The organism is Kitasatospora sp. NPDC047058 (genome assembly GCF_040643935.1).
Taxonomy (GTDB): Bacteria; Actinomycetota; Actinomycetes; order Streptomycetales; family Streptomycetaceae; genus Kitasatospora.
On sequence record NZ_JBEYVJ010000095.1, the window covers coordinates 1 to 25299 of the forward strand.

The following is a 25299-nucleotide window of genomic DNA, read 5'->3' on the forward strand; positions in this document are numbered from 1 at the left end:
TTCTCAAGGAACGGACACTTCCTTCGGACCGCCTTCCAGCGGGCCCTCCGGGCGCTTCGTTCTTTCGTGTTTCCAGCTTATCAGATGTTTTCCGCTCCGTTTTCCGGAGTTTCATTCTTCCGATTTGCTTCGGCCTTTCGGCGCTCCCGAACTCTATCAGAGTTTCTCGGGCCGTTTTCCCGCTCCATTCTCGAATTTCGTTCGAGAACTTCCGCTGGGGGCCGTCCCGTGGGGCAACCCGGAGAACATTACGCACCGGGCTGCCCCACGTCAAACCGACCGGAGGACGGCTCAGACCTCGACCACGACCGGCAGGATCATCGGGCGCCGGCGGTAGTTGTCCGCCACCCACTTGCCGATGGTGCGGCGGACCAGCTGCTGGACCTGGCGGACCTCCAGGACGCCGTCACCGGCCGAGCGGTCCAGCGCCTCCTGCAGCTTGGCGGCCACCGGGACGAACGCGTTGTCGTCGATGCCGGAGCCGCGGGCCTGGATGGTCGGACCGCCCACGATCTTGCCGTTGGTGGAGTCGACCACGACGAAGACCGAGATGAAGCCCTCCTCGCCCAGGATCCTGCGGTCCTTGAGCGAGGCCTCGGTGATGTCGCCGACCGACGAGCCGTCGACGTAGACGTAGCCGGCCTGCACCTTGCCGACGATCCGCGCGACGCCCTTCTCCAGGTCGACGCAGACGCCGTCTTCGGCGATGACCGTGCGGTTCTTCGGCACGCCGGTGGCGATGCCCAGGTCGGCGGCGGCCCGCAGGTGGCGCCACTCGCCGTGGACCGGCATCAGGTTGCGCGGCTTGCAGATGTTGAAGAAGTAGAGCAGCTCACCGGCCGAGGCGTGGCCGGAGACGTGCACCTTGGCGTTGCCCTTGTGCACGACCTTGGCGCCCCAGCGGGTCAGGCCGTTGATCACCCGGTAGACGGCGTTCTCGTTGCCCGGGATGAGCGACGAGGCCAGCACGACGGTGTCGCCCTCGACGATGCGGATCTGGTGGTCGCGGTTGGCCATCCGGGACAGCGCGGCCATCGGCTCGCCCTGCGAACCGGTGCAGATCAGCACGACCTCCTTGTCCGGCAGGTCGTCCAGCTGCTTGACGTCCACGACCATGTTGCCGGGGACCTTCAGGTAGCCGAGGTCGCGGGCGATGCCCATGTTGCGGACCATCGAGCGGCCGACGAAGGCGACCTTGCGCTTGTACTCGTGCGCGGCGTCCAGCACCTGCTGGATGCGGTGCACGTGGCTGGCGAAGGAGGCGACGATGATGCGCTTGTCGGCGTTCGCGAAGACGTTGCGCAGCGCGGCCGAGATGTCCCGCTCGTGCGGGATGAAGCCGGGGACCTCGGCGTTGGTGGAGTCCACCAGCAGCAGGTCCATGCCCTCCTCGGCCAGCTTGGCGAAGGTCGGCAGGTCGGTGAGGCGGCCGTCGAGCGGCAGCTGGTCCATCTTGAAGTCGCCGGTGGCGACGACCATGCCGGCGGGCGTGCGCACGGCGACGGCCAGCGCGTCCGGGATGGAGTGGTTGACCGCGATGAACTGGCAGTCGAAGGGACCGATCCGCTCCCGGTCGCCCTCCGCGACCTCCAGCACGTACGGCCGGATCCGGTGCTCGGCGAGCTTGGCCTCGATCAGGGCGAGGGTGAGCTTCGAGCCGATCAGCGGGATGTCCGGGTTCTCCCGGAGCAGGAACGGGACGGCACCGATGTGGTCCTCGTGCCCGTGGGTCAGGACGATGCCGTCGATCTTGTCGAGGCGGTCCCGGATGTAACTGAAGTCCGGCAGGATCAGGTCCACACCGGGCTGCTCGTCCTCGGGGAAGAGGACACCGCAGTCGACGATGAGAATGCGGTCCCCGTATTCGAAGACCGTCATGTTGCGGCCGATCTCGCCGAGGCCGCCGAGCGGAGTGATGCGGAGGGCGCCCTCCTTCAGGGCCGGAGGCGCGCCGAGTTCGGGATGCGGGTGGCTCAAAAGACTCTCCTCACGACGCACGCCACATGCCCGGGGTCCTCCCCCAAGAGACATATGGCGTGCGTACTCAGTGTCGGTTTCCTACTGGGTCGGTGCTCTCGCGCCTTCGTCCGGTCCAGCGGCAGACCTCGGGAGAGGTCTGGCGAGCCGGGGCGCGCACGTCTGTGTCTGCTACAGGTGTACCCCGCCGGCGGCGAGATCCTTCTTCAATTGCGCGATCTCCTCGGGAGTCGCGCCGACCAGCGGCAGTCGGAGGGGGCCGGCCGGCAGGCCCTGGAGCTCCAGCGCGGCCTTGGTGAGGATGACACCCTGCGTGCGGAACATACCGCTGAAGACGGGCAGCAGGCCCTGGTGGATCGCCGTGGCCTTGGCCACATCGCCGGCCAGGTAGGCCTCGACCATGCTGCGCAGCTCGCCGGCGACCACGTGGCCGACCACGCTGACCACGCCGACGGCTCCGACGGACAGCAGCGGCAGGTTGAGGATGTCGTCCCCGGAGTACCAGGCCAGGCCCGAGCGGGCGATCGCCCAGGCGGCGGCGCCGACGTCGCCCTTGGCGTCCTTGTTGGCGACGATCCGCGGGTGCTCGCCGAGCCGGACCAACGTCTCGTGGCTCAGCGCGACGCCGCTGCGGCCGGGGATGTCGTAGAGCATGACCGGCAGGCCGGTCGCGTCGGCGATGTGCGTGGTGTGCCGGTACAGGCCCTCCTGCGGGGGCTTGCTGTAGTACGGCGTGACGACCAGCAGGCCCTGCGCGCCGGCGGCCTCGGCCTGCCGGGCCAGCTCGGCGCTGTGGTGCGTGTCGTTGGTGCCGACGCCCGCCACCACGTGGGCGCGGTCCCCCACCGCCTCCACTACGGCGCGGACGAGCTCGGCCTTCTCGGCGTCGCTGGTGGTCGGGGACTCGCCGGTGGTGCCGTTGACGACGAGGCCGTCGTTGCCGGAATCGACGAGGTGCGCGGCGAGGCGCTGGGCGCCGTCGAGGTCGAGCCCGCCGTCTGCGGTGAACGGCGTCACCATCGCGGTCAGGACCCGGCCGAAGGGCGTCTGGGGGGTGGAGGTCGGAGCCATGCGTCCAAAGCTACTCGTAGGCGGTGGGGCGGTACCCAGGCCGGTCCAGGGTTCGGACAGGTGCAGCGCGGAAGTGCGACGCTCGGAGCGGCGGAAACATGGGATTCCGGTGCTGCATGCTCGGGGGTTCAAGCAGCACCGGAATCCGTGTCACGAGCGTAGGGAGCGGCCAGAAAAGCCGCAATCCAGACATGCCAGACACTCTGCCCGTATGCCCGTCACCCCAGGTCAGGGGGCCACTCGACCGTGTTTGCCGAAGGCCGCACGGGTGAGCGGCCCGGGCCGCGGCCGTCCCGGTCCCGCGCTGCGGGAAGGACGGCACGACGGCCCGGTCAGGTGGTGCTCGCCGCCGGCCCGGCGGTGCCGGTGCCGGCGCCGCCGTGCAGCCGGATCGCGTGCTGCATGGTCCTGCGGGCCCGCGGGGTGTCACCGGCGTCGGCGTACGCCACGGCGAGCCGGAAGAAGACCCGCCAGTCGCCGGGTGCGGCCTCGGCCTCGGCCTTGCGGCGGGCGAACACCGCGTCGGCCGACGCCCGGTCGATCCGCCCGCCAGCGGTGCGCTCCAGCTCGTCCACCGGCAGGCCGCCCTCGGCCTCCAGCTCGCGGGCGAGCCGCTCGCTGGCCCGGCCGAAGCGGACCGTCTGGCGCAGGAACCAGACGCCGATCAGCGGGATGACGAAGGCACAGAGCCCCATGCCGATGCCGAGCGGCTTGCCGGTGGCGATCAGCTGGACGCCCTCGCCCATGCAGACCAGGGCGACCAGCAGCAGGACGGCGGAGAGGGCGAAGAAACCGGTACGAGACGTCACGCCGGGCTCACAGGTCCAGGAAGTGTTCGAGGCCGAAGGTGAGACCGGGGGTCTCCACGACCTTGCGCACGCCGAGCAGGATGCCCGGCATGAAGCTGCTGTGGTGCAGCGAGTCGTGCCGGATGGTGAGGGTCTCGCCGGTGTCGCCGAACATCACCTGCTGGTGCGCGAGCAGGCCGCGCAGCCGGACGGCGTGCACCGGAACCCCGTCCACGTCGGCCCCGCGGGCGCCGGGCAGGCTGTGCGTGGTCGGGTCCTGCTGCGGCGGGCGGCCGGCCTCGGCACGGGCCGCGGCGATCAGCTGCGCGGTGCGGGTGGCGGTGCCGCTGGGCGCGTCGGCCTTGCGGTCGTGGTGCAGCTCGACCACCTCGACCGACTCGAAGTACCTCGCGGCGACCTGGGAGAACTTCATGCCGAGGATGGCGCCGATGGAGAAGTTCGGCGCGATCAGCAGGCCGAGCTCCGGGGCCCGGTCGAGCAGGCCGCGCACGGTGGCGAGCCGCTCGTCCGTCCAGCCGGTGGTGCCGGTGACCACGTGGATGCCCCGGTTCAGGCAGTGGTCGAGGTTGGCCATCACCGAGTCGGGGTGGGTCAGCTCGACGGCGACCTGGGCCCCGGCCGCGGTGAGCTCCTCCAGCTCGGAGCCGCGGCCGAGCGTGGCGACCAGTTCCAGGTCCGGGGCGGCCTCGACGGCCTTGACCGCCTCGGAGCCGATCCGCCCCTTGGCGCCGATCACGGCGACGCGCAGCGTCATAGCGAAAAGTCCCTTCAGACCAGCAGGTCGGCGAGCCTGGCGGCCCGCTTGTCGTTGACCGGACCGATCAGCGCCAGCGACGGCCGGTACGCGCCCAGCACATCACGGGCCACCGCGTGGACGTCGTCCAGGGTCACGGCCGCTATCTTCGCCAGCATGTCGTCCACCGAGAGGTGGTGGCCGTAGCTCAGCTCGGCCTTGCCGATCCGGTTCATCAGCGAGCCGGTGTCCTCCATGCCGAGCACGGTGGAGCCGGAGATCTGGCCGATCGCCCGCTGCAGCTCCTCCTCGGTGATGCCGTCGGCGACCACCTTGGCGAGCTCCTCGCGGCAGATCCGCAGGACCTCCTCGACCCGCTTGGGCTGGCAGCCGGCGTAGATGCCGAACAGGCCGCTGTCCGCGTACGACGAGGAGTACGAGTAGACCGAGTAGGCCAGGCCGCGCTTCTCCCGGACCTCCTGGAACAGCCGGGAGCTCATCCCGCCGCCGAGGGCCGCGTTGAGCACGCCCATCGCCCAGCGGCGCTCGTCGTGCCGGGGCACGCCGGGCACGCCCAGCACCAGGTGGGCCTGCTCGGTGCCGCGGTTGAGCACCTCGACCCTGCCGGCCGTGCGCAGCGCCTTGACGCCGCGCCGGGCCTCGGCGGGACCGGCCTCGGACTTGGCCAGCAGCGGTGCGAAGGCCCGCTGGACCTGCTGGACGACCTTGCGGTGGTCCAGGTTGCCCGCCGCGGCGACCACCAGGTGCTCGGGCTTGTAGCGGCGGTGGAAGAAGCCGGCGATCTGGTCCCGGGTGAGGGCCTGGACGGTCTCCTGGGTGCCGAGGATCGGGCGGCCGAGCGGGCCGCTGCCGTAGATCACCTTGGCGAAGAGGTCGTGGACCACGTCACCCGGGTCGTCCTCGGCCATCGCCATCTCCTCCAGGATGACGCCGCGCTCGGCCTCGACGTCCTCCGGGCGGATCAGCGAGCCGGTGAGCATGTCGCAGACCACGTCGATGGCCAGCGGCAGGTCGGTGTCCAGCACCCGCGCGTAGTAGCAGGTGTTCTCCTTCGCGGTGAAGGCGTTCATCTCGCCGCCGACCGCGTCCAGGGCGGCCGAGATGTCCAGCGCGCTGCGCCGCTCGGTGCCCTTGAAGAGGAGGTGCTCCAGGTAGTGGGTGGCTCCGTTGAGCTGCGGGGTCTCGTCCCGCGAGCCGACGCCGACCCAGATGCCGAAGGTCGCGGAGCGCACCGTCGGAAGGGTCTCGGTGACGACCCGCAGGCCGCCGGGGAGGACGGTGCGGCGCACGGTGCCGGCGCCGTCCACGCCCTTCAGCAGGGTCCGGGTGGTGCCGGGGCGCTGCTTCGCCGCCGAGGCCTGGGCCACGGGGGTACCTCCGTAGAAAGCATGGGGGAACAACGGGGTGCGGCCCGCACGCCGACGGGGGCGTGCGGGCCGCGACCGCGTTCAACTAATGGGCTGGCCGGGGGCGCTTCACTCGGAAGCGGCCTCGCCGCCCTCCTCGCCCTCGATCACGGGGATCAGGGAGAGCTTGCCGCGCGGGTCGATCTCGGCGATCTCGACCTGAACCTTGGCACCGACGCCGAGCACGTCCTCGACGTTCTCGACGCGCTTGCCGCCGGCCAGCTTGCGGATCTGCGAGATGTGCAGCAGGCCGTCCTTGCCCGGCATGAGCGAGACGAACGCGCCGAACGTCGTGGTCTTGACCACGGTGCCCAGGTAGCGCTCGCCGACCTCCGGCATGGTCGGGTTGGCGATCTGGTTGATCGTCGTACGGGCAGCCTCCGCCGAGGGGCCGTCGACCGCACCGATGTAGATGGTGCCGTCGTCCTCGATGGTGATGTCCGCGCCGGTGTCCTCCTGGATCTGGTTGATCATCTTGCCCTTGGGGCCGATGACCTCACCGATCTTGTCCACCGGGATCTTGATGGTGATGATGCGCGGCGCGTTCGGCGACATCTCGTCGGGCGCGTCGATGGCCTCGTTCATCACGTCGAGGATGTGCATGCGGGCGTCGCGGGCCTGCTTCAGCGCGGCGGCCAGGACCGACGCCGGGATGCCGTTGAGCTTGGTGTCCAGCTGCAGGGCGGTGATGAAGTTGCGGGTACCGGCGACCTTGAAGTCCATGTCGCCGTACGCGTCCTCGGCACCCAGGATGTCGGTCAGCGCGACGTAGTGGGTCTCGCCGTCGATCTCCTGCGAGATCAGGCCCATGGCGATGCCGGCGACGGCGGCCTTCAGCGGCACACCGGCGTTCAGCAGCGACATGGTGGAGGCGCAGACCGAGCCCATCGAGGTGGAGCCGTTGGAGCCGAGCGCCTCGGAGACCTGGCGGATCGCGTAGGGGAACTCTTCGCGGGTCGGCAGCACGGGCAGGATCGCCCGCTCGGCCAGCGCGCCGTGGCCGATCTCGCGGCGCTTGGGCGAGCCCACGCGGCCGGTCTCGCCGACCGAGTACGGCGGGAAGTTGTAGTTGTGCATGTAGCGGCGACGCGTCTCCGGGGAGAGCGTGTCGAGCTGCTGCTCCATGCGCAGCATGTTCAGCGTGGTGACACCCAGGATCTGGGTCTCGCCGCGCTCGAACAGGGCCGAGCCGTGGACGCGCGGGATGGCCTCGACCTCGGCGGCCAGGGTGCGGATGTCGGTGACGCCGCGGCCGTCGATGCGGACCTTGTCCTTGATGACGCGCTCGCGGACGATCTTCTTGGTCAGCGCGTTGTAGGCGGCGCTGATCTCCTTCTCGCGGCCCTCGAACTCCGGCAGGAGCTTCTCGGCGGCCAGCGCCTTGACGCGGTCCAGCTCGTTGTTGCGCTCCTGCTTGCCCGGGATGGTGAGGGCCTGGGCCAGCTCGTCCTTGACGGCGGCGGTCAGCGCGGCCAGGACGTCGTCCTGGTAGTCCAGGAAGACCGGGAACTCGCCGGTCGGCTTGGCGGCCTGGGCGGCCAGCTGCGACTGGGCGGCGCAGAGCACCTTGATGAACGGCTTGGCGGCGTCCAGACCGGCGGCGACGATGTCCTCGGTCGGGGCGTCGGCGCCGTCGGCGACCAGCTTGATGGTCTTGTCGGTGGCCTCGGCCTCGACCATCATGATCGCGACGTCGCCGTCCGGCAGGACGCGACCGGCGACGACCATGTCGAAGACGGCCGACTCCAGCTCGCTGTGGGTCGGGAAGGCCACCCACTGGCCCTTGATCAGCGCGACGCGGACGCCGCCGATCGGGCCGGAGAACGGCAGGCCGGCCAGCTGGGTGGAGGCGGAGGCCGCGTTGATGGCCACCACGTCGTACAGGTGGTCCGGGTTGAGCGCCATCACGGTGACGACGACCTGGACCTCGTTGCGCAGGCCCTTGACGAAGGACGGGCGCAGCGGGCGGTCGATGAGGCGGCAGGTGAGGATCGCGTCCTCGGAGGGCCGGCCCTCGCGACGGAAGAACGAGCCGGGGATGCGGCCCGCGGCGTACATCCGCTCCTCGACGTCCACGGTCAGCGGGAAGAAGTCGAAGTGCTCCTTCGGCTGCTTGGAGGCGCTGGTGGCCGACAGCACCATGGTGTCGTCGTCCAGGTAGGCCACGGCGGAGCCGCCGGCCTGACGGGCCAGGCGGCCCGTCTCGAAGCGGATGGTACGGGTGCCGAAGGAACCGTTGTCGATCACGGCCTCGGCGTAGAACACGTTCTCTTCCACCTGGAAGATCTCCTCTTTCGTACGTCTCCGGGAGAGCGTCCCCGCGCATCGCCTGCCGGTTGGCCCTGGGTCCTCCTGCTCGGAGGGAGGCAGTCGGGCCGGTCTTCGATCGAAGCCTCCGGTGCACCCCGCTCGGTCTGCGGGGCTTCCGGCGGCCACTACCGAGGACCGGCGCCTCTCGGCTGCCGGGCCTGGACGGGCGGTCCGCGTCTGGACGCTCTCTCGGATGCGGGCGGCTTCCGTTTGAAGCCTTCGTCCCGCGGGGGTTGGGGTCTTTCCGCCTGGGTGGCGCGTGTCGCGCCATCACCGGCATGCCCACAACCCTACGGTGCAATCCTCGGCCACCTGGGGAGGTGCGCGCGAGTTGTTATGCGCGGTCGTCGGTCCGCGCCGCCGCGGGCACCGGCCGCGGCATACGCGCGAGGGGCGGCTCCCCGGTGTGGGGAGCCGCCCCGAGCGGCGGTCTTAGCGGGCGCCGCCGGCGGCACCGCGGCGGATGCCCAGGCGGTCGACGAGCGTACGGAAGCGCTCGATGTCCTTCTTGGCCAGGTACTGCAGCAGGCGGCGACGCTGGCCGACCAGGATCAGCAGGCCACGACGCGAGTGGTGGTCGTGCTTGTGGGTCTTCAGGTGCTCGGTCAGGTCCGAGATGCGGCGGGAGAGCATGGCCACCTGGACCTCGGGGGAGCCGGTGTCGCCCTCCTTCTGGCCGAACTCGGCGATGATCTGCTTCTTGACGTCAGAGGCGAGAGCCACTGCAACTCCTTCGAGGTGATACCGAGCGGTCCTGGTCTACGGCACAGGACTCGGTGAGAACTCGGTGTCGTGACTGAGCGCGGCCTGCGGTCGACAACCCACTGGGCGGACACACTGGTGCACTCGGAAGGCAAGCGTACCAGTGTCGCCCGTCGGCCCTCCGCCCGCGGTCCGCCGGCCGGTCCGCGGGGCCGGGTCAGCCGGTGACGCCGCGGACCAGGCGGTAGATCTCGAGCACGCCCAGCGCCAGCGGGACCAGCGCCATCAGGGTGAGGCTGTCGACCAGGTCCAGGATGCGCCCCCAGAACGGGGAGACGCCGAGCCTGGGCACCACCAGGGCGATGGCGGTGAGGATCGCGGCGCCGAAGGCGATCGACGCGGCCAGCCAGATGGTGCGCAGGTCGATGTCGGTGGATCCGGCGGACTTGAGGATGAACAGCGGGGTGTGCAGCGAGAGGCCGACGATCAGCAGCGACAGGCCGACCAGGCCCGCGATGGTGAGGCTGAAGACCTGCGCGGTGTAGCGGAACAGCCGGGCGCGCAGCATGGTGGCGATGCCGAGCAGCAGCGCGAGCAGCTCGGGGAAGAGCTGGTCGGTGAAGCCGAGCACGGCGCAGGCGCCGACGATCACCGCGGCGCAGCCGCCGACCAGGCCGACCAGCACCTCGTGGCCGCGGCGGGCCTGGTGCGCGATCCGCTCGTACTGGACGGCCTCGGCGCGACCGGCCTCCTCGTCGTAGTCGCGGCTGCGGGTGCGGGTCTGGCCGGGGGCGCTGAAGCCGACGGGCAGCCGGGCGAAGCGGGCGGAGAGACCGGGCAGGAAGCCGATCACGGCGACGGCGGCGACGCCGGTGACGGCGGCGATGTGGTTGGCCGGGGTGCCGGGCAGCAGCACGGCGGCGAAGGTGGCGAGCGCGCCGGCGGCGGCCAGGAAGGCCGCGGCGACGAACAGCGAGTCCTTCTCGGGCAGCAGGCCGACCAGGAGCACGGCGACGATCAGGACGGCGACGCAGCCGGTGAGGAACTGGAGCCGGCCGGGGCCGTCCAGGTGGTGGGCCGGGGCGAGGATGCCGCTGCCGCCGATCAGGGCGTGCGGCAGGGCGCCGAGGCCGAGCGCGAGGGCGGCCCAGGAGTCCTGGTAGACCCGGGCGCGGACGCCGGCCAGGGCGGTCAGCACGACGGCGGTGACGCCGGACAGGACGCCGGGCAGGCCGTGCATGTCGTGGCGCAGGTCGGAGTACCAGAGCGCGAAGCCGAGCAGGTTGAGCAGCACGCCGGCGCCGATCAGGCCGAAGGCCCGCATCAGCTCGGGGCTCCAGAACCGGCGGTCGGCCTCGACGGCGGTGGCGATGGCGTCGGCCACGTCGTCGTAGACGGCCGGCGGCAGGGACTCGGCGAACGGGCGCAGGCTGAGCAGGTCGCCGTCGCGGACCTGCTGGGCGGCGAGCGGGAGCCCGCTGTCGAGCACGGTGCCGTCGCGGCGGACCAGGTGGAAGCCGGTCGGGGCGCCGTCCGGCTGGGTCTGGCCGGAGAGGCGCAGCACCTCGGGGTAGACGTCCGCGAGCGGGACGTCCTCGGGCAGGGCGACGTCGATCCGGCTGTCCGGCGCGACGACGGTGACCCGGCAGAAGCCGGTCGCGGCAGGGCTACTCATGCCCGCACCTCGCTGACGTTCATCGCTCGACGCACTGGGCGCTCCCCCTTGTTGACGGTGCCGCTGCTACGGGCGGCGGTCGGTCCGGCTGCTGCGCGCGTTCGGGGCCGGGTGGAACTGGCTGGGTCCGGCCGCGATTTGGCGCGGCGTTACCCTACCCGCTCCGTTCGGGGGCGGTGCCGCGCAGGTCCCCATGGGGTGGGCCGGTACGGTCGCGGGCGGCCCCAGTAGGATCGGCCCCTGCGCCAGGCGACAGGGGACAGGGGCCGCGCTCCTCCCCGTGTGCCGGCGGTCGGCGGAGCGGGGGCGGCGTCATACGGGGCGCCCTCACCCGTACGTAATCCAGTTGCGTGAGGGCTGATGCCGAAGTGATTGAGCGAGCCGTGCAAGGCCGTGGGGTGGGCGCATGAGTTTCATTACCGTCAAGCGCCCGACGCGGGCGTACCCGCCTCCGGTGCCGGACGAACCGGTGGAGCTGGTGACCCCGCCGGAGCTGCCGAGGTCGGGCGGCGAGGACTGGATGATGAGCCTCCTGCCGATGCTCGGCATGGGCGGCTCGGCGGTGTTCTTCTTCTCGCCCGGCGCGCAGGCCCCGATGAAGATCATGGGCGGCCTGATGATCGTCTCGACGGTCGGCATGGCGCTGGCCCAGATCGTCAAGGCGCGCAAGGGCGGTTCGACGGCCACCGCCGACGAGCGCCGCGACTACCTCAAGTACCTGCAGCAGATGCGTCGTCAGGTGCGGCGGACGGCCGAGCGCCAGCGCGGCGCGCAGCTGTTCCTGAACCCGGAGCCGGACCAGCTCTGGTCGATCGTCGCGGAGGGCCGCCGGCTCTGGGAACGCCGGACCGGGGACGCCGACTTCGCGCAGATCCGGGTCGGCCGCGGGCCGGTGCAGCTGTCGACGCCGCTGGTGGCGCCGCAGACGGCGCCGATGGACGAGCTGGAGCCGCTCTCCGCGGCGGCGATGCAGACCTTCCTCAAGGCCCACGGCACCCTGCAGGACCTGCCGTTGGCGGTCTCGCTGCGCGCCTTCTACCACATCACGGTGTGCGGGGACCCGGACACCGTGTACGGCAACGTGCGGGCGATGATCGCCCAGTTGACGACCCTGCACTCGCCGGACGACCTGCTGGTGACGGTGGCCGCGGCGCCGGGCGCGGTGGAGGAGTGGGAGTGGACCAAGTGGCTCCCGCACAACCAGCACCGCAAGGAGAACGACGGCGCGGGTTCGCGCCGGCTGATCGCCACCGGTCTCGGTGAGCTGGAGTACCTGCTGCAGGACGAACTGGCGGGCCGCCAGCGGTTCGTGCGGGACGCGGAGGCGTCGGCGGACCAGCCCCACCTGATCGTGGTCATGGACGGCGCCTCGGTGCCGCACGACTCGCTGCTGGCCGGCCCGGAGGGCGTGCAGGGGGTCACCATCATCGAGGTGGTCCCGGGCGACCTGGACGAGCCGACCGGCCACCTGGTCGTCACCGTGACGCCGCAGGAGCTGGTGCTCCGCTCGGCCTCGGGCGCGACCTACACCGGCAAGCCGGACACCCTCTCCACCTGGCAGTCCGAGGCGCTGGCCCGGCAGCTGGCGCCGTACCGGATCTCGGCCGGCGGCGACGACGAGCCGCTGCTGTCCAACCTGGACTTCACCGACCTGATGAACTCGGGCGACCCGGGCTCCTTCGAGGTCTCCCGCAGCTGGCGGCCGCGGGCGCAGCGCGAGAAGCTGCGGGTGCCGATCGGTGTCGGGGCCGGCGGCGAGCACGTCTACCTGGACATCAAGGAGGCGGCGCTGGAGGGCATGGGCCCGCACGGCCTGTGCGTCGGCGCGACCGGCTCCGGCAAGTCGGAGCTGCTGCGCACCCTGGTGCTGGGCCTGGCGATGACGCACTCCTCGGAGACGCTGAACTTCGTCCTGGCGGACTTCAAGGGTGGTGCCACCTTCGCCGGCATGGCGGACATGCCGCACACCTCCGCGGTGATCACCAACCTGGAGGGCGAGCTCACCCTGGTCGACCGCATGCGCGACGCGATCGAGGGCGAGATGAACCGCCGGCAGGAGCTGCTGCGCTCGGCGGGCAACTACGCCAACCTGAACGAGTACGAGCGGGCCCGCGCGGCGGGTGCGGCGCTGGACCCGCTGCCGTCGCTGGTGCTGATCATCGACGAGTTCTCCGAGCTGCTCACCGCGAAGCCGGACTTCATCGACATGTTCATCCAGATCGGCCGCATCGGCCGTTCGCTGGGTGTGCACCTGCTGCTGGCCTCGCAGCGCCTGGAGGAGGGCAAGCTGCGCGGCCTGGACACCTACCTCTCGTACCGGATCGGTCTGCGCACCTTCTCGGCGGCCGAGTCCCGGGCGGCGATCGGCGTGCCGGACGCGTACCACCTGCCGCCGGTGCCGGGTGTCGGCTACCTGAAGTTCGGCACCGACGTGATGGATCGCTTCAAGGCCGCCTACGTGTCCGGGCCCTACCGGGCCCCCGGGCAGCAGCGCGCGGCGGGCGGCCGGCTGGTGACCGCGCAGCCGGTGGTGTTCACCGCCGCCGAGGTGGCGGTGCTGGAACCGCTGGTGCAGGAGGTCGAGCCGGAGGTCGAGGAGCAGGACGACGCGCTGGTCGACACCGTGCTGGACGTGTTCGTGCAGCGGATGGCGGGCCAGGGGCCGGCCGCGCACCAGGTGTGGCTGCCGCCGCTGGAGGAGGCGCCCAGCGTGGACCAGCTGCTGCCGCCGCCGCTGCAGGCGACCCCGGAGCGCGGGCTGACCGCGCCGGCGTACGGGGCGCTGGGCCGGCTGCGGGTGCCGGTCGGCATCGTCGACAAGCCGCGCGACCAGAAGCGCGACGTGCTGGAGCAGGACTACTCGGGCGCGGCCGGTCACGGTCTGGTCGTCGGTGGTCCGCGGTCCGGCAAGTCGACGCTGATGCGCACCCTGGTGGCGTCGTTCGCGGTGACGCACACCCCGCTGGAGACGCAGTTCTACCTGCTGGACTTCGGTGGTGGCGGTTTCCAGTCGCTGCAGGAGCTGCCGCACGTCGGCGGGGTCGCCGGGCGACTGGACTCCGAGAAGGTGCGCCGCATGATCAGCGAGGTGCTCGGCGTCCTGAACCGGCGGGAGGAGCTGTTCCGGTCGACCGGGATCGACTCGATCGGGACCTACCGGGCCCGCCGCGCGGCCGGCCAGCTGCCGGACGAGCAGTTCGGCGACGTGTTCCTGGTCATCGACGGCTGGAACACCTTCAAGCAGGACTACGAGATGCTGGAGGGGGTGATCGGGGACATCGCCCAGCGCGGTCTCGGCTACGGCGTCCACCTGATCATCACCGCGGCCCGCTACGCGGAGGTCCGCCCGGCGCTGAAGGACCTGCTGCAGAACCGCACCGAGATGAAGCTCGGTGACGCGATGGAGTCCGAGGTGGACCGCCGGATCGCGCAGAACGTGCCGGCCATCCCGGGCCGCGGTGTCACGGCGAGCGGTCTGCACTTCCTGACCGGTCTGCCGCGGCTGGACGGCTCGCACACGGTGGACGACCTCCAGGAGGGCGTGGCCGGGCTGGTCGCCGCGGTCAACACGGCCTGGACGGGCCCGCGGGCGCCGCAGGTCCGGATGCTGCCGGCGGTGCTGGACGGCTTCTCGCTGCCGAAGGGCTTCGAGTACCCGGAGCGCGGCATCGCGTTCGGCGTGGACGAGGTGGAGCTGGCTCCGGCGTTCGTCAACTTCGAGACCGACCCGCTGTTCATCGTGTTCGGCGACACCGAGTCCGGCAAGTCGGCGCTGCTGCGGATGCTGGTCAAGCAGATCACCGAGCGGTACACCCCGGAGCAGGCCGGCATCGTGGTCGGCGACTACCGGCGTGCGCTGCTCGGCACGGTGCCCCAGGAGTACCTGGTGGAGTACGCGGCCGCGCAGCCGGCCATGACCAGCATCGTGGAGATGCTGCGCGGGGCCTGCTCGCGCCGTCTGCCGGGCCCGGACGTGACCGCCGAGCAGCTGCGCAACCGCAGCTGGTACAGCGGCAAGGACATGTTCGTGATCGTGGACGACTACGAGCTGGTGGCGACGAGTTCGGGAAACCCGCTGTCGCCGCTGGCCGAGTTCCTGCCGTTCGCCCGCGACATCGGCCTGCGCGTGATCATCGCGCGCAGTGCGGGCGGCGCCGGCCGCTCGCTCTACGAGCCGGTGATGCAGCGGATGCGCGAGCTGGGCGGCCAGGGCGTGATCCTGTCCGGCAACAAGGACGAGGGCGCGCTGCTCGGCACCGTCAAGCCGCAGCCGCTGCCGCCGGGCCGAGGGGTGTTCGTCTCGCGCCGGGTCACCAGCGGGCAGATGGTCCAGACGGGCTGGCTGCCGTCGGCCTAGTGCCCGCGACCGCCGCCGGCGGCCGTCACGGAAGGTGATCGAAGGGGTCGGGTTCCTCGGAACCCGGCCCCTTCGGCGTCCACGTGCTGAAACGTTACCTAGATCTTTCGGGCGGTTCGCTGCGGTTCCCGCACCCCTGCGGACCGCTGCCGGACGGCCGGGGGACGCCTGGGCGTGCCACCCTCCCGCTGCACTGACACCTTTGAATACAGGTGCGTAATCCGCCGTTCACCTTGGATTCAAGCGCGATGTGGCCAAGGTAACAACTCGGACATTGACGACAATGACCACGCGTGGTCACCGGATCGCATGTTTATACCCTTCACTGCAACGGATTCCGAAGTAATTCCCGCGTTGACGCACGCATTACGGCCAAGGTTCCATGGCGGCCCGGGAGCGTCAGGACCACGACCCAGAGCAGCCAGCCAGCGGAGGCGATACCGCTCCCCCACCAGGACCGCTCAGAGCCGATCGGAAGCCACATGACCGACACGCTTCGCCCGCCACACGCCGCAGCCCCCACTGCGGCCGCCGAGGGCGCCGCCTCCCCCCAGACGCTCAAGCGCTCGATCGGCGTCGTCGGCGGCACACTGCTCACGCTGTCCTGCGTCACCCCCGCCTCGACGCTCTTCGTGATCGTGCCGGAGCTGTTCTCCAGCATCGGCAGCGCCACCGCGCTGGCCATCGCGATCGGCTCGGTGCTCTGCATCGCGGTCGCGTTCTGCTACTCCGAGCTCGGCACCCTGATCCCCAGCGCCGGCGGCGAGTACGCGATGGTCGGCACCCTGGCGGGCCGGCTGGCCGGCTGGCTGGTCTTCGTGCTCTCGCTGATCGTGGTGATGATCGTCCCCTCGGTGATCGCGCTCGGCACGGCCGACTACCTCGCACCGGTGATGCACGTCGACAAGCCGGTCGCGGGCGCCGCGGTCATGCTGGCCGCCACCCTGGCCGGCCTGCTGGACCTGCGGGCCAACGCCTGGATCACCGGCATCTTCCTGGTCCTGGAGGTCGTCGCGGCCGGCGTCGTCTCGGTGCTCGGCTTCGCCCACGCCAACGGCAACGCGCCCAGCATGCTGCACGGCGTGGTCGCCGGTGACGGCGGCGCCGCCACCACGGTGAGCATCGGCGCCATCGTCGGCGCGCTGGGCATCGCCCTCTTCATCACCCAGGGTTTCTCCACCGCGGTCTACCTCTCCGAGGAGCTGGAGAACCCGCGCAAGAACGTCTCGCGCACCGTGCTGTGGACGCTGGCCATCTCGGCCGCCGTCATCCTGGTCCCGGTCGCCGCCATCACCATGGGCGCCCCCGACCTGGAGACCCTGACCTCCGGCGACATCTCCGGCATGGTCACCGCCTGGAGCAACTCGGGCGTCGGCACCTTCATCAGCCTCTGCGTCGCGCTGGCCATCATCAACGCCGGCATCGTCATGGTCATCCAGAACTCCCGCGTGCTGTTCGCCTCGGCCCGCGACAAGGCCTGGCCCGAGCCGGTCAACAAGGCCTTCTCCACCCTGGGCCGGTTCGGCTCGCCGTGGGTCGCCACCCTGGCCGTCGGCCTCCCCGGCGCCGCGCTCTGCTTCGTCAAGGGCGAGCTGCTGAGCGAGATCACCGGCGTCGCCGTCACCGGGATGTACCTGCTGGTCGCGGTCGCCGCGCTGCTGTCGCGCCGCAACCACCACAAGCACGCCGCCGCCTGGCGGATGCCGCTCTGGCCGGCCGTCCCGGTCGTCCTGATCGCGGTGCTGGTCTACGTCATCACCCAGCTCGACACCGAGCCGCTGCTGTGGACCGGCGGCATCACCGCCGCCGCCACCCTGTACTGGCTGTTCTACCTGCGCCCCCGGCAGGCCACCCACTGGGTGATCACCCTCCCCGAGGACCAGCAGGACTGACCCCCACCCCCACCCCCATGCGGCAGTGCCCCGGGCTCCCCCTGGCCCGGGGCACTGCCGTGTCCGCGTCCGGGCTACTTCCCGGGGTTCCACTCCGGGCTGGTGGCGATCGCCTTCAGCTGGTCAGGGGTGAGGAGCGGCTTGCCGGTCGGCCCTTGGGAGACCATGACGCGCAGGTTGTCCGGGTGGAGGACGTCAGCCATCATCTTGGTCTTCGGGTCGGAGGCCGGGCCGTACAGCTTGAGCCTGCTCCCGTCGGGCAGGACGGTCGAGTCCGCGAACAGCTGCTCCGGCGTCGGGTCGCCCGGCGCCGGCACCAGCTTCTGCACCCGCAGGACCAGCGATCCGGTGGCCGTCCCCTGGGCCAGCCGGACGTCGGCGAAGATCTCGTCACCGGTGATCCCGGTCACCGTCACCCCGGCGGGCAGCAGCTTCGCCAGGATCGCCTGACGGTCCTGCAGGGACAGACCGGTCTCCTGCCCCGCACGGTCGACCCCGTCGTACTGGACCGCGGCGACGATCCGGTCCCAGGCCTTGTCGGTGACGACGGCCTTCAGCTGGTCCAGGGTGAACGGCGGGTTGGGGCGGCTGTCGGGCGCGCCCTTCTCCTCCGGCGCGTTCCACTCGCTGACCGAGATCTCCCGGCCGTCCGGCCCGGTCAGCACCGCCATCCACTCCTTGGTGTCGGCACGGTGGTCCGGGTACTCGTAGCCCTGGCTGAGGTAGAGCTTGGAGCCGTCCGCCAGCGTGGTGGCCGTGCAGGAGTCGATCCGGGCGGTCTTGGGATCCGGGCAGGTGCGGTCCTGGCCCTGGCCCTTGCGGTGCTTCTGGACCGCGACCGAGACCAGCGACGCACCCTGGCCGTCGTCGAACACCAGGTTCGCACCGGCGAAGGTGCCCTTGGTCGGCCCGTCGTCCGTGCCCCGGCCCGCGGCCCCGGACACCTTGCCCTTGGGCAGCAGCGACTGGAGGGTGGCGAGCACCTCGTCGCCGGTGATCACGGGGCCCGCCGAGGCGGAGGCCGAGGCGGACGCCATGGGGGTGCCGCTCGTGGTGGCCGGGGCGCTGCCGCTGCCCGAGCCGGCCGCGGTCAGCACCGTCCCGGCCGGCGAACCGCCGCTCCCGCCCGACAGGTACACCGCCCCCGTCCCGACCAGGGCCAGCGCCGCCGCGCCGCTCACCACGGCGGCGGCCGAACGGCGGCGCCAGCGGCGGCGGCCGCGGGCCAGGCCGCCGGTGGCCAGCGGGGCCGCCTCGGTGCGGAAGCCCTCGCCGGTGCGGGTCAGCGCAAAGAGAAGATCGTCCTCGAACTTGTCCTGTCCGGACATGCGTGATCACCGTTTCTTTCGGTCACGGGATGGGTCGGTGGACGGGTGCCCCGCACACGACGGGCGGTGGCTCAGCGGACGGCGAGCTCGGCGAGCGAGTCGCCGAGCAGCGCACGCAGCCGTCCCAGGGCCCGGGTCGTCCGGGTGCGGACCGCACCCGAGGAGGCGCGCAGCACCTCGGCGGTCTCCTCGACGCTGCGGTCCTCCCAGTAACGGAGCACCAGCACCGCGCGGTCCTTGGCGGACAGCCGGCCGAGCGCGTCGAGCAGGGTCAGCCGCAGCGTGCTGTCGGCCTCGGCACCCGGGGGCTCGGGCAGCTCGCCGGTGGGGCGTTCGCCGCTGGAGCGGCGGCGCTGCTGGGCGAGGAAGGTGCGCACCATCACGGTGTGGGCGTACGCCCCGGGGTTGTCGATGCGGTGCCGCCCGCCGGTCCACGCGCTGCGGCGCCAGAGCACGTACATCCGGCTGAGGGCCTCCTGGACGAGGTCCTCGGCGTGATGGGTGTCGCCGCTGGTCAGCAGGCAGGCCGAGCGGTACAGGTGGCCGGTGCGGCTCGACACGAGTTCGAGGAACTCCGCGTCCTTGCCCTCACGTGTGCCACCGCTCCAGCCCATGCCCGGCGCCCCCTGCTCGTTGTCGTCGACAACTCATGGATGCGGTGAGCGCGGCCGGATGTTACACGCGGGTAGGAAATTCCTCCGGGCTCAGTCCGAGGGACGCCGGCGGTGGTCGCGGAGCACGATGCCGCCGCCGACGAGCAGGGCGACGAGCAGGCCGCCGATGCCCAGCGCGTAGGTCGCGGTCCGGCCGTCACGGTCGGCCTGGGTCTCGCCGAGGCCGAGCGGCTGCGGCACGATCGCGGCCGCGGCCAGCGGCACGGGCGGGTCCTCGGTGGCCGATTCCGGCGCCACCGCGGGCGCCTTGGTGACGGCCTTCACCGGGTCGACCACGCCCCAGCCGACGTACTCGTTCGCCTTGCGGTCGGTGCGCTGGGCGGTCTGCTCGATCCAGGCGCGGACCTGCCGGGCCTTCCACGTGGGGTGGGCGCCGACCAGCAGCGCCGCCAGGCCGGCGACGTACGGCGCGGCGAAGCTGGTGCCGTTGTCCACGCACTGGCCGCCCCGGGGGACGGTGGACAGCATGTCGACCCCGGGCGCCGCGACGTCCACGAAGTCGCCGTACTGGGAGAAGGGGGCGCGCTCGTTGTTGCGGTCGGAGGCGCCGACGGCGAGCACGGTGGGGAAGGCCGCCGGGAAGGTGTCGCCCTCCTTGCCGTCGTTGCCGGTGGAGGCGACCACCACGACGTTCCTGGCCTCGGCCGCCTCGACCGCGGCCTTCAGTTCGGGGTACCCGGCGAACTGGGTGTTGCCGGCGCCGCGCACGTCCTGCGAGATGTTGATCACTTTGGCGCCCTTGTCGAGCGCCGTCTGGATCGCCGCGACCAGGGTGTTGACGTCCCCGCTGCCCTCGGCGTCGTTCTGGCGGATCGACAGGATCATGGCGCCCGGGGCGAGTCCGACGAAGCCGGTCTGGTCGCTGTGCGCGGCCGCGATGATGCCGGCCACCTTGGTGCCGTGGCCCACCGGGTCGGTCTTGGCGCCGCCCTCCGGCTTCTGGCCGTCCTTCTCCTTCAGCAGCATGGCGCCGTCGACGACCCGGTTGGCGAGCTGCGGGTTGGTGTCGTCCACGCCGGTGTCGATGACCGCGACGGTCACGCCCGCGCCGACGGTCTGGCCGCCCTGCCAGAGCTCGTCGAGCACCATCCGCTGCAGCGACCACGGCACGGCCTGGACGTTCTGCGCGGCCTTCGAGCAGTCACCGGCCGCGGCTATGCCGGGGCCGTCCGCGTACGCCGGGGCGGCCAGCGGGCCGCCGAGCACCGCGAGCGCGGCCACCGTCGCCGCCGCCTTCCGGTACCTGACTCCGGACACCCTGCCACCCCTCATGTCGTCCACCCCGTGTCGCGCGCCAGGGGCGGGCGCCCGTGTACCGGGCACCCGCCCCTTCAGCGGAGTCAATCACGCCCCTGACGGGGCTCGGGCTCCGTCAGCCCCAGAGCTTCTTGTTGCTGTTCTCGGTGGTGTTGTAGCTCTCGGCCGCGTGGTCCAGCGAAGCGGCGATCTTCGCCAGCGTCTCCTGGAGGTGGGCGGCGCGCTGGTCCCACTGCGCCTGGTGGGCGCGGTAGCCCTCCTGGGCGACACCCGTCCAGCTCTGCGCGATCTTGTTGACGCCGGACTTCAGCTCGTCCAGCTGCGACTTGATCTGGTTGGCAGTGTTGCGGACCTGCGAACCCGCGTTACGAACGGTCTCGAAGTTAACGAGAATCTGACCGTCGGACACCATGTCTCCTTGTTGGGGTGGCGATGGCGACGTCCTTCCTCACCGGGTGACGTCGGTAACTTGCCTTGCAGAGAGCGGGGATCAGCCCTTGAACGCGGCCTGCTGCTCCGCGTCGGTCTGCGCGTACTGCTTGGTCGTGACCTCGATCGCTTCCTTGATCTTGCGAAGCGAGTCGTTCAGCACCCGGGCGTCGTCGTTGAAGTCGGCCTGGAGCTTGCCGTACGCCGTGGCGGCGTCACCCTTCCAACCGCCCTTGATCGAGTCGACCAGCGCGTTCAGGCTCTTGATCTCGCCGTCGATCTGGCCGATGACCTCGTCCATGTGCTTGGCGAAAGCCAGCATCTCCTGAGCGGTCGTCGTGAACTGACCCATGCTCTACCGTCCCCCATGAGACAGACATTGTGTCCGGAAGGCCCCGTCACCGGCCGTTCCGTGCATCACGGTGTGATGTCCTGCAGAACTGTAGTCGGCACACGCAACTCACCCAACACCGGGCGAGGGCTAGTTACCAGACCATGACACTGAGGCCAATTCCGTTGCCGGACGCGGACGATCACGCGTTCTGCTGCTGCGCCGCGCTCTTCGAGTTCAGCGCCGGACCGGCCGGCACCAGGTTCGACCAGGCCTGCGGCACCGGAACCGGCTGCAGGCCCTGGTAGCCGAGCCGGGCCTGGTTGCCACCGGTCTCCTCCTGCGGCTGCTGCGGCGCGGCCGGATCGGTGGGCTGCGCCGACGGCGTCTTGGACGCGGTCGGGCTCGGCTGCCCGGGCGCCGGGGTGGCCACGCCGCCCTTGCCACCGGTGCTGCTCGCCGGCACCGCGTAGCGCAGCCCGGTCTCGGTGATCAGGTAGTCGTTGCCGGAACCCCCCGCCCCGTTGTCCAGCGCCCGGTAGAACAGGCCCAGGCCGGGCGTCACATGGGCCGACACGGTGGCGCCGGTGGCGCCGTACGACACCGGGTAGGCCGGGCCCGCCCAGATGCTGCGGCGGGGGGTCTTGCCGTCCTCCGCCACGCCGTCGTAGGTGCTGCAGACGACCGTCTTCGCGTCCTTCGGGGCCTGCCAGTTGTTGACGGGCGCACCGGTCTTGGCCGGCCAGTCCTTGCCGCCGTCACCCATCAGCGGGGTGTCGCTCTTGAGCTTGGAGTGCTCCGCGGGCGTGATCGGGTCGATCCGGGGCGTCTTGTCCGAGTCCTGGTTGTAGAGCGGCTGCAGCGCCGGGTTCTGACGGATCAGCTCGGCCTGGAACGGGGTGATCAGGTACAGCCGGTCCTTGCCCACCACGTAGAACCGGTCGTCGAACCTGACCAGCCGGCCGATCTTGCGGTCCTGCGCATTGTCCAGCGCCACCGAGGAGTTGGCGGCCTTGACGTCCGCCACCAGCCCGTCGATCTTCGGGAAGGCGATGTCGCTGCCGTTCTCCAGGGTGTCGACCCAGTCCTTCTTCACCCGCTGCGGGACGGCGTTCGGCCCGAAGATCGCACTCACCAGCGGCGCCTTGGCCTCGTCCGGCTCGTTCGGCGCGAGCGCGTGCCTGCGGCCCTTCGAGTCGACCAGGAACAGCTTCAACTTGCCCTGGCCCGCAGCCGGCTGACCGGCGCCCGCCTGCGCGGACACCTGCTGCTCGTCCATCTGCTGCACCAGCAGCGCCTGGTCGACGTCGAGCACCCGGTCCTTGGCCGCCAGCTTGTCGGCGTCGTCGCCGCCCGCCACGAACACCGCCTGGTTGACGGTCTCCTGCTTGTCGTCCGCGCCGGGACGGTCACACACCGACCACTTCATCGGCTTGCTGACGTTGGCCTTCGTCGGCAGCTTGTCCGGCGCGTACGGGATGCCGATCGCCGGACCGTGGTTGGGGTACTTGTCGAGCACCTCGTCCGCGACCACGACCACCTTGGCGTCCGCCGGCAGCACCAGCCGCGCCGAGGCCATGTTGAGCACCTGGTGCAGCCGCTTGGTCTTGCTGTCCGGGTCGGGGATCACCACGTACCGGGTGGTGCTCTGCTTGCCCTGGATGACGTTCTTGCCGTCGTCCCAGCCCACCGGCGCACCGGGCTTGAAGACCCCGTAGACCGCGAACCCGCCGACCACCAGCGCACCGACGAGAACGCTCGGCAGGACGGCCTTCACCGGCCGCGGCGCATCCTCGTCGCTGCCCCCGCCGCTGGGCAGCAGAAAGGCCCCGACCGTGCGCTTGCGGGCGAACGTGTACGCGTTCAGCTCGTCCCGGCGTGATGCCATGCTCGTCGTCTCCCCTGTCAGACCGACATACCCCGTGGTCCGCACCCGCCGGGCGAGCTCGTGCTCGAACCCTCTACGATGCGGCAGCAGACGGTGAGTACGGTACGGGTACGGTTCGCGAACCGGCCAACCGGGCCGCGACAACTGATCAGAGAGGGCCACTCGGGGGATGCCAAGCCAGACCGCTCCAGGGCGCCGCAGCACGGCACAGGGCAGGGGGTCACGCCGGTCCGGCCGCCGGGCGCAGCACGACCCGGGCCCCGCCGCCACGCCCCTGCCCGCGCCCGACGGCGGCCGGGGCGCACCCGTTCCGGTGCGCGTCCACCCCCGGCCGGGGCTGCTCGGCGGCCGGCTGAAGCTCCAGCAGCTCGTGCTGGTCGAGGTCGCGGCGGCGCTGGTCGCCGTCGGCTGGACCATCAACAAGATGATGGTGGGCGCCTTCGGCGCGGTCGCGCTGGCGCTGGTCGTCCTCGCGCTGATCCCGCTGCGCGGCCGGACCATCCCCGAAGCGCTGCGGGTGCGCGCGGCCCTGAAGGCCCGTCGCAAGCAGGCCAGGACCAACGTCCCGCCGGCCGGCACCGACCCGGCCGTCGCCCCGGCGCTGGAGCTCGAACCGGCCCTGCGCACCTGCACGCACGCCACCGAGACCGACTTCGGCGGCCGCCCGATGCGCCGGGAGACCGGCATGGTCGGCGACGGCACCTTCCTCACCTCGGTGCTGCTCGTCCAGGCCAAGGACCAGCCGCTGCGCCCGGCCCGCACCGCGCTGCCGCTGCCGCTGGACGTGGTCTGCTCGGCGCTGCGGGTGGACGACATCTCGCTGGAGTCCGTCCAGGTGGTCCAGCACACCCAGCCGGCGCCCGCCCAGCACCTGCCCGAGCAGTCGCTGGCCGCCCGCGCCTACCAGGAGCTGCCGGACGGCACCGCCACCCCCGGCCTGCGGCTGACCTGGGTCGCGCTCAAGCTCGACCCGGAGCGCGCCGCCACCGCCGTCCGGGCCCGCGGCGGCGGCGAGGAGGGCGCCCGCAAGGCGCTGCAGCGGGTCACCGACCAGCTGGCCGGGCGGCTCAACAGCGCCGGCTTCAACGCCACCGTGCTCGACGAGCGCGAGCTGATCGCCGCGCTGGCCATCTCCACCTGCGCCAACCCGCGCTCCGTGGCGGGCCGTCAGGGCACCGGCAGCGGCGGCGGAAGCGGCCGTCGCACCCAGGAGAGCAACCGGTTCTGGCGGATCGACGACCGCTGGCACAGCACCTACTGGATCTCCCGGTGGCCGCAGCTCAGCCGCCCCGGCGGCTCCCCCGGCCGGATCGCCGCGCCGGACCTGGTCAACCTGGTCACCGGCTCGCCGGCGCTGGCCAGCACCTTCAGCCTGACCGCCGGGCACGGCACCGGCGGCTCGGTCGCGATCAGCGGCCACGTCCGGGTGACCGGGCGCAGCGAGAGCGAGGTGGCCCAGGTCGGACGGCTGGTGGAGGCCCGCGCGCAGAGCGCCGGCGTCGGCCTGACCCGGCTCGACCTGGAGCAGGCCCCCGGCATGCTCGCCACCCTGCCCCTGGGAGGTGCTTCCTGATGGCGTACCAGACCTATCCGACCCCGGCTGCACAGGCCGAAGCCGAGCAGCCGCGGGTGCGGCCGCGCATCCTGCCCGGCTTCGGCCTCCGGGGCCCGCGCCGGGAGAAGCACGTGCTGACCGTCGAGGACCTCGGCGCGCTCTCCTTCCCGGTCGGCGACGACGGCGTGCTGATCGGCGAGGACGCACAGCGCCAGCAGCCCGCCGTGCTCGGCCTGTTCCGCCCCACCTCGTACGACCTGGTGCTGGTCGGCGGTGTCTGGACGGCCCAGATCATCGCGCTGCGCGCGGCCGCCACCGGCGCCCGGATCGCCGTCGAGACCGCCCGTGCGCACCTCTGGGGCCCGATGGCGCAGGCGGCGGGCGGCGGCCAGCCGTGCGTGACGATCCACCAGGTCGGCCGGCTCGGCCCGCAGGGCGCCTCGGTCAACTCGCCGGTGCTGGTGGTGCGCGACCTCGGTGTCCGCCCGCCGCGCAGCCGGCTCTCCGCCGCGCCCTGGCAGACCACGCTGACCCTGGTCCCGTACCTCGGCCCGAACGCGGCCCGGGTGCTGAACGCGGCCGACCTGGTCGGGGTGCAGCGGGTGTCGCCGCAGGAGGCCGAGCTGATCGGCCGGGTGCTCTCGCTCGGCCCGCAGGACGTCGCCGCGCTGCCCACGCTGACCGACGACATGACGCTCTGGACGACCCGGATGCGCCGCCAGTACGTCCGGGCCATCGCCGGACAGGCCGAGCAGCAGGTCCTGGGCGGTCCGCGCCGGATCGACTGACGCCGGGCCCGCGCCCGCGCCGCCGCCCCGCCACTCGAGTCCACTCATCGTCCGAGAGGTTGTTCGTGTCGGCCAGCACATCCCGTTCGCTTCCCC

Annotated in this window: 18 protein-coding genes; 4 read left to right on the forward strand and 14 right to left on the reverse strand. The window is 71.6% G+C overall.

The features are described 5' to 3' along the window. Window positions 1–291 precede the first annotated feature (291 nt). From ABZ885_RS17060 to eccD, 8 genes are all read right to left on the reverse strand, one after another. The gene (locus ABZ885_RS17060; RefSeq protein WP_360188462.1) at window positions 292–1977 is read right to left on the reverse strand and encodes a ribonuclease J; all 1686 of its coding nucleotides are present in this window, start codon (window positions 1975–1977) and stop codon (window positions 292–294) included. Window positions 1978–2148: 171 nt separating this feature from the next. Beyond that, the gene (gene dapA, locus ABZ885_RS17065; RefSeq protein WP_360188465.1) at window positions 2149–3048 is read right to left on the reverse strand and encodes a 4-hydroxy-tetrahydrodipicolinate synthase; all 900 of its coding nucleotides are present in this window, start codon (window positions 3046–3048) and stop codon (window positions 2149–2151) included. Window positions 3049–3380: 332 nt separating this feature from the next. After that, complete coding sequence (locus ABZ885_RS17070) at window positions 3381–3857, reverse strand: hypothetical protein (RefSeq protein ID WP_360188468.1); 477 nt, start codon at window positions 3855–3857, stop codon at window positions 3381–3383. 7 nt (window positions 3858–3864) lie between these two features. Further along, window positions 3865–4611 (reverse strand): 4-hydroxy-tetrahydrodipicolinate reductase, encoded by a 747-nt coding sequence (dapB, locus tag ABZ885_RS17075; RefSeq protein WP_360188471.1) that lies wholly within the window; start codon window positions 4609–4611, stop codon window positions 3865–3867. Window positions 4612–4625: 14 nt separating this feature from the next. Next, window positions 4626–5978, reverse strand: a complete 1353-nt coding sequence (locus ABZ885_RS17080) for a pitrilysin family protein (protein ID WP_360188474.1) — start codon at window positions 5976–5978, stop codon at window positions 4626–4628. 108 nt (window positions 5979–6086) lie between these two features. Then, window positions 6087–8294 carry a polyribonucleotide nucleotidyltransferase gene (locus ABZ885_RS17085; RefSeq protein ID WP_360188477.1) on the reverse strand — a complete coding sequence of 736 codons (2208 nt, stop codon included), beginning with the start codon at window positions 8292–8294 and terminating at the stop codon, window positions 6087–6089. A 465-nt stretch (window positions 8295–8759) separates the two neighbouring features. Then, complete coding sequence (gene rpsO / locus ABZ885_RS17090; protein ID WP_196952393.1) at window positions 8760–9050, reverse strand: 30S ribosomal protein S15; 291 nt, start codon at window positions 9048–9050, stop codon at window positions 8760–8762. A 196-nt stretch (window positions 9051–9246) separates the two neighbouring features. Next, the gene (gene eccD, locus ABZ885_RS17095) at window positions 9247–10704 is read right to left on the reverse strand and encodes a type VII secretion integral membrane protein EccD (protein ID WP_360188479.1); all 1458 of its coding nucleotides are present in this window, start codon (window positions 10702–10704) and stop codon (window positions 9247–9249) included. 406 nt (window positions 10705–11110) lie between these two features. Here eccD and eccCa point away from each other — a divergent pair, with 406 nt between their 5' ends. Together eccCa and ABZ885_RS17105 are read left to right on the forward strand one after the other, a co-directional pair. Next, window positions 11111–15061, forward strand: coding sequence for a type VII secretion protein EccCa (gene eccCa, locus ABZ885_RS17100; protein ID WP_360188482.1), 3951 nt, complete (start codon window positions 11111–11113; stop codon window positions 15059–15061). Window positions 15062–15543: 482 nt separating this feature from the next. Continuing rightward, the gene (locus ABZ885_RS17105; protein ID WP_360188485.1) at window positions 15544–16953 is read left to right on the forward strand and encodes an APC family permease; all 1410 of its coding nucleotides are present in this window, start codon (window positions 15544–15546) and stop codon (window positions 16951–16953) included. A 74-nt stretch (window positions 16954–17027) separates the two neighbouring features. Here ABZ885_RS17105 and ABZ885_RS17110 read toward each other — a convergent pair whose 3' ends face one another. The 6 genes from ABZ885_RS17110 to ABZ885_RS17135 form a co-directional block, all read right to left on the reverse strand. Continuing rightward, entirely contained in the window at window positions 17028–18281 is a 1254-nt protein-coding gene (locus ABZ885_RS17110; protein ID WP_360188488.1) for a hypothetical protein, read from the reverse strand. 71 nt (window positions 18282–18352) lie between these two features. After that, window positions 18353–18895: a SigE family RNA polymerase sigma factor gene (locus tag ABZ885_RS17115; RefSeq protein WP_360188491.1), complete on the reverse strand. Its 543-nt coding sequence runs from the start codon at window positions 18893–18895 to the stop codon at window positions 18353–18355. A 90-nt stretch (window positions 18896–18985) separates the two neighbouring features. After that, on the reverse strand, window positions 18986–20212 hold the full coding sequence (gene mycP / locus ABZ885_RS17120; RefSeq protein ID WP_360188494.1) for a type VII secretion-associated serine protease mycosin: 1227 nt from the start codon (window positions 20210–20212) through the stop codon (window positions 18986–18988). Window positions 20213–20327: 115 nt separating this feature from the next. Continuing rightward, the gene (locus ABZ885_RS17125; RefSeq protein ID WP_360188497.1) at window positions 20328–20624 is read right to left on the reverse strand and encodes a WXG100 family type VII secretion target; all 297 of its coding nucleotides are present in this window, start codon (window positions 20622–20624) and stop codon (window positions 20328–20330) included. Window positions 20625–20702: 78 nt separating this feature from the next. Continuing rightward, complete coding sequence (locus ABZ885_RS17130) at window positions 20703–20993, reverse strand: WXG100 family type VII secretion target (RefSeq protein ID WP_360188500.1); 291 nt, start codon at window positions 20991–20993, stop codon at window positions 20703–20705. 181 nt (window positions 20994–21174) lie between these two features. Continuing rightward, window positions 21175–22860 carry a type VII secretion protein EccB gene (locus ABZ885_RS17135; protein ID WP_360188503.1) on the reverse strand — a complete coding sequence of 562 codons (1686 nt, stop codon included), beginning with the start codon at window positions 22858–22860 and terminating at the stop codon, window positions 21175–21177. A 313-nt stretch (window positions 22861–23173) separates the two neighbouring features. On the opposite strand from ABZ885_RS17135, the gene eccE reads away from it, so the two are divergent. Both eccE and ABZ885_RS17145 read left to right on the forward strand, forming a co-directional pair. Next, window positions 23174–24433, forward strand: coding sequence for a type VII secretion protein EccE (eccE, locus tag ABZ885_RS17140; RefSeq protein ID WP_360188506.1), 1260 nt, complete (start codon window positions 23174–23176; stop codon window positions 24431–24433). Continuing rightward, entirely contained in the window at window positions 24433–25203 is a 771-nt protein-coding gene (locus tag ABZ885_RS17145) for a hypothetical protein (protein ID WP_360188509.1), read from the forward strand. Before eccE ends, ABZ885_RS17145 begins: the two co-directional genes overlap by 1 nt. The last annotated feature ends 96 nt before the right edge of the window (window positions 25204–25299 follow it).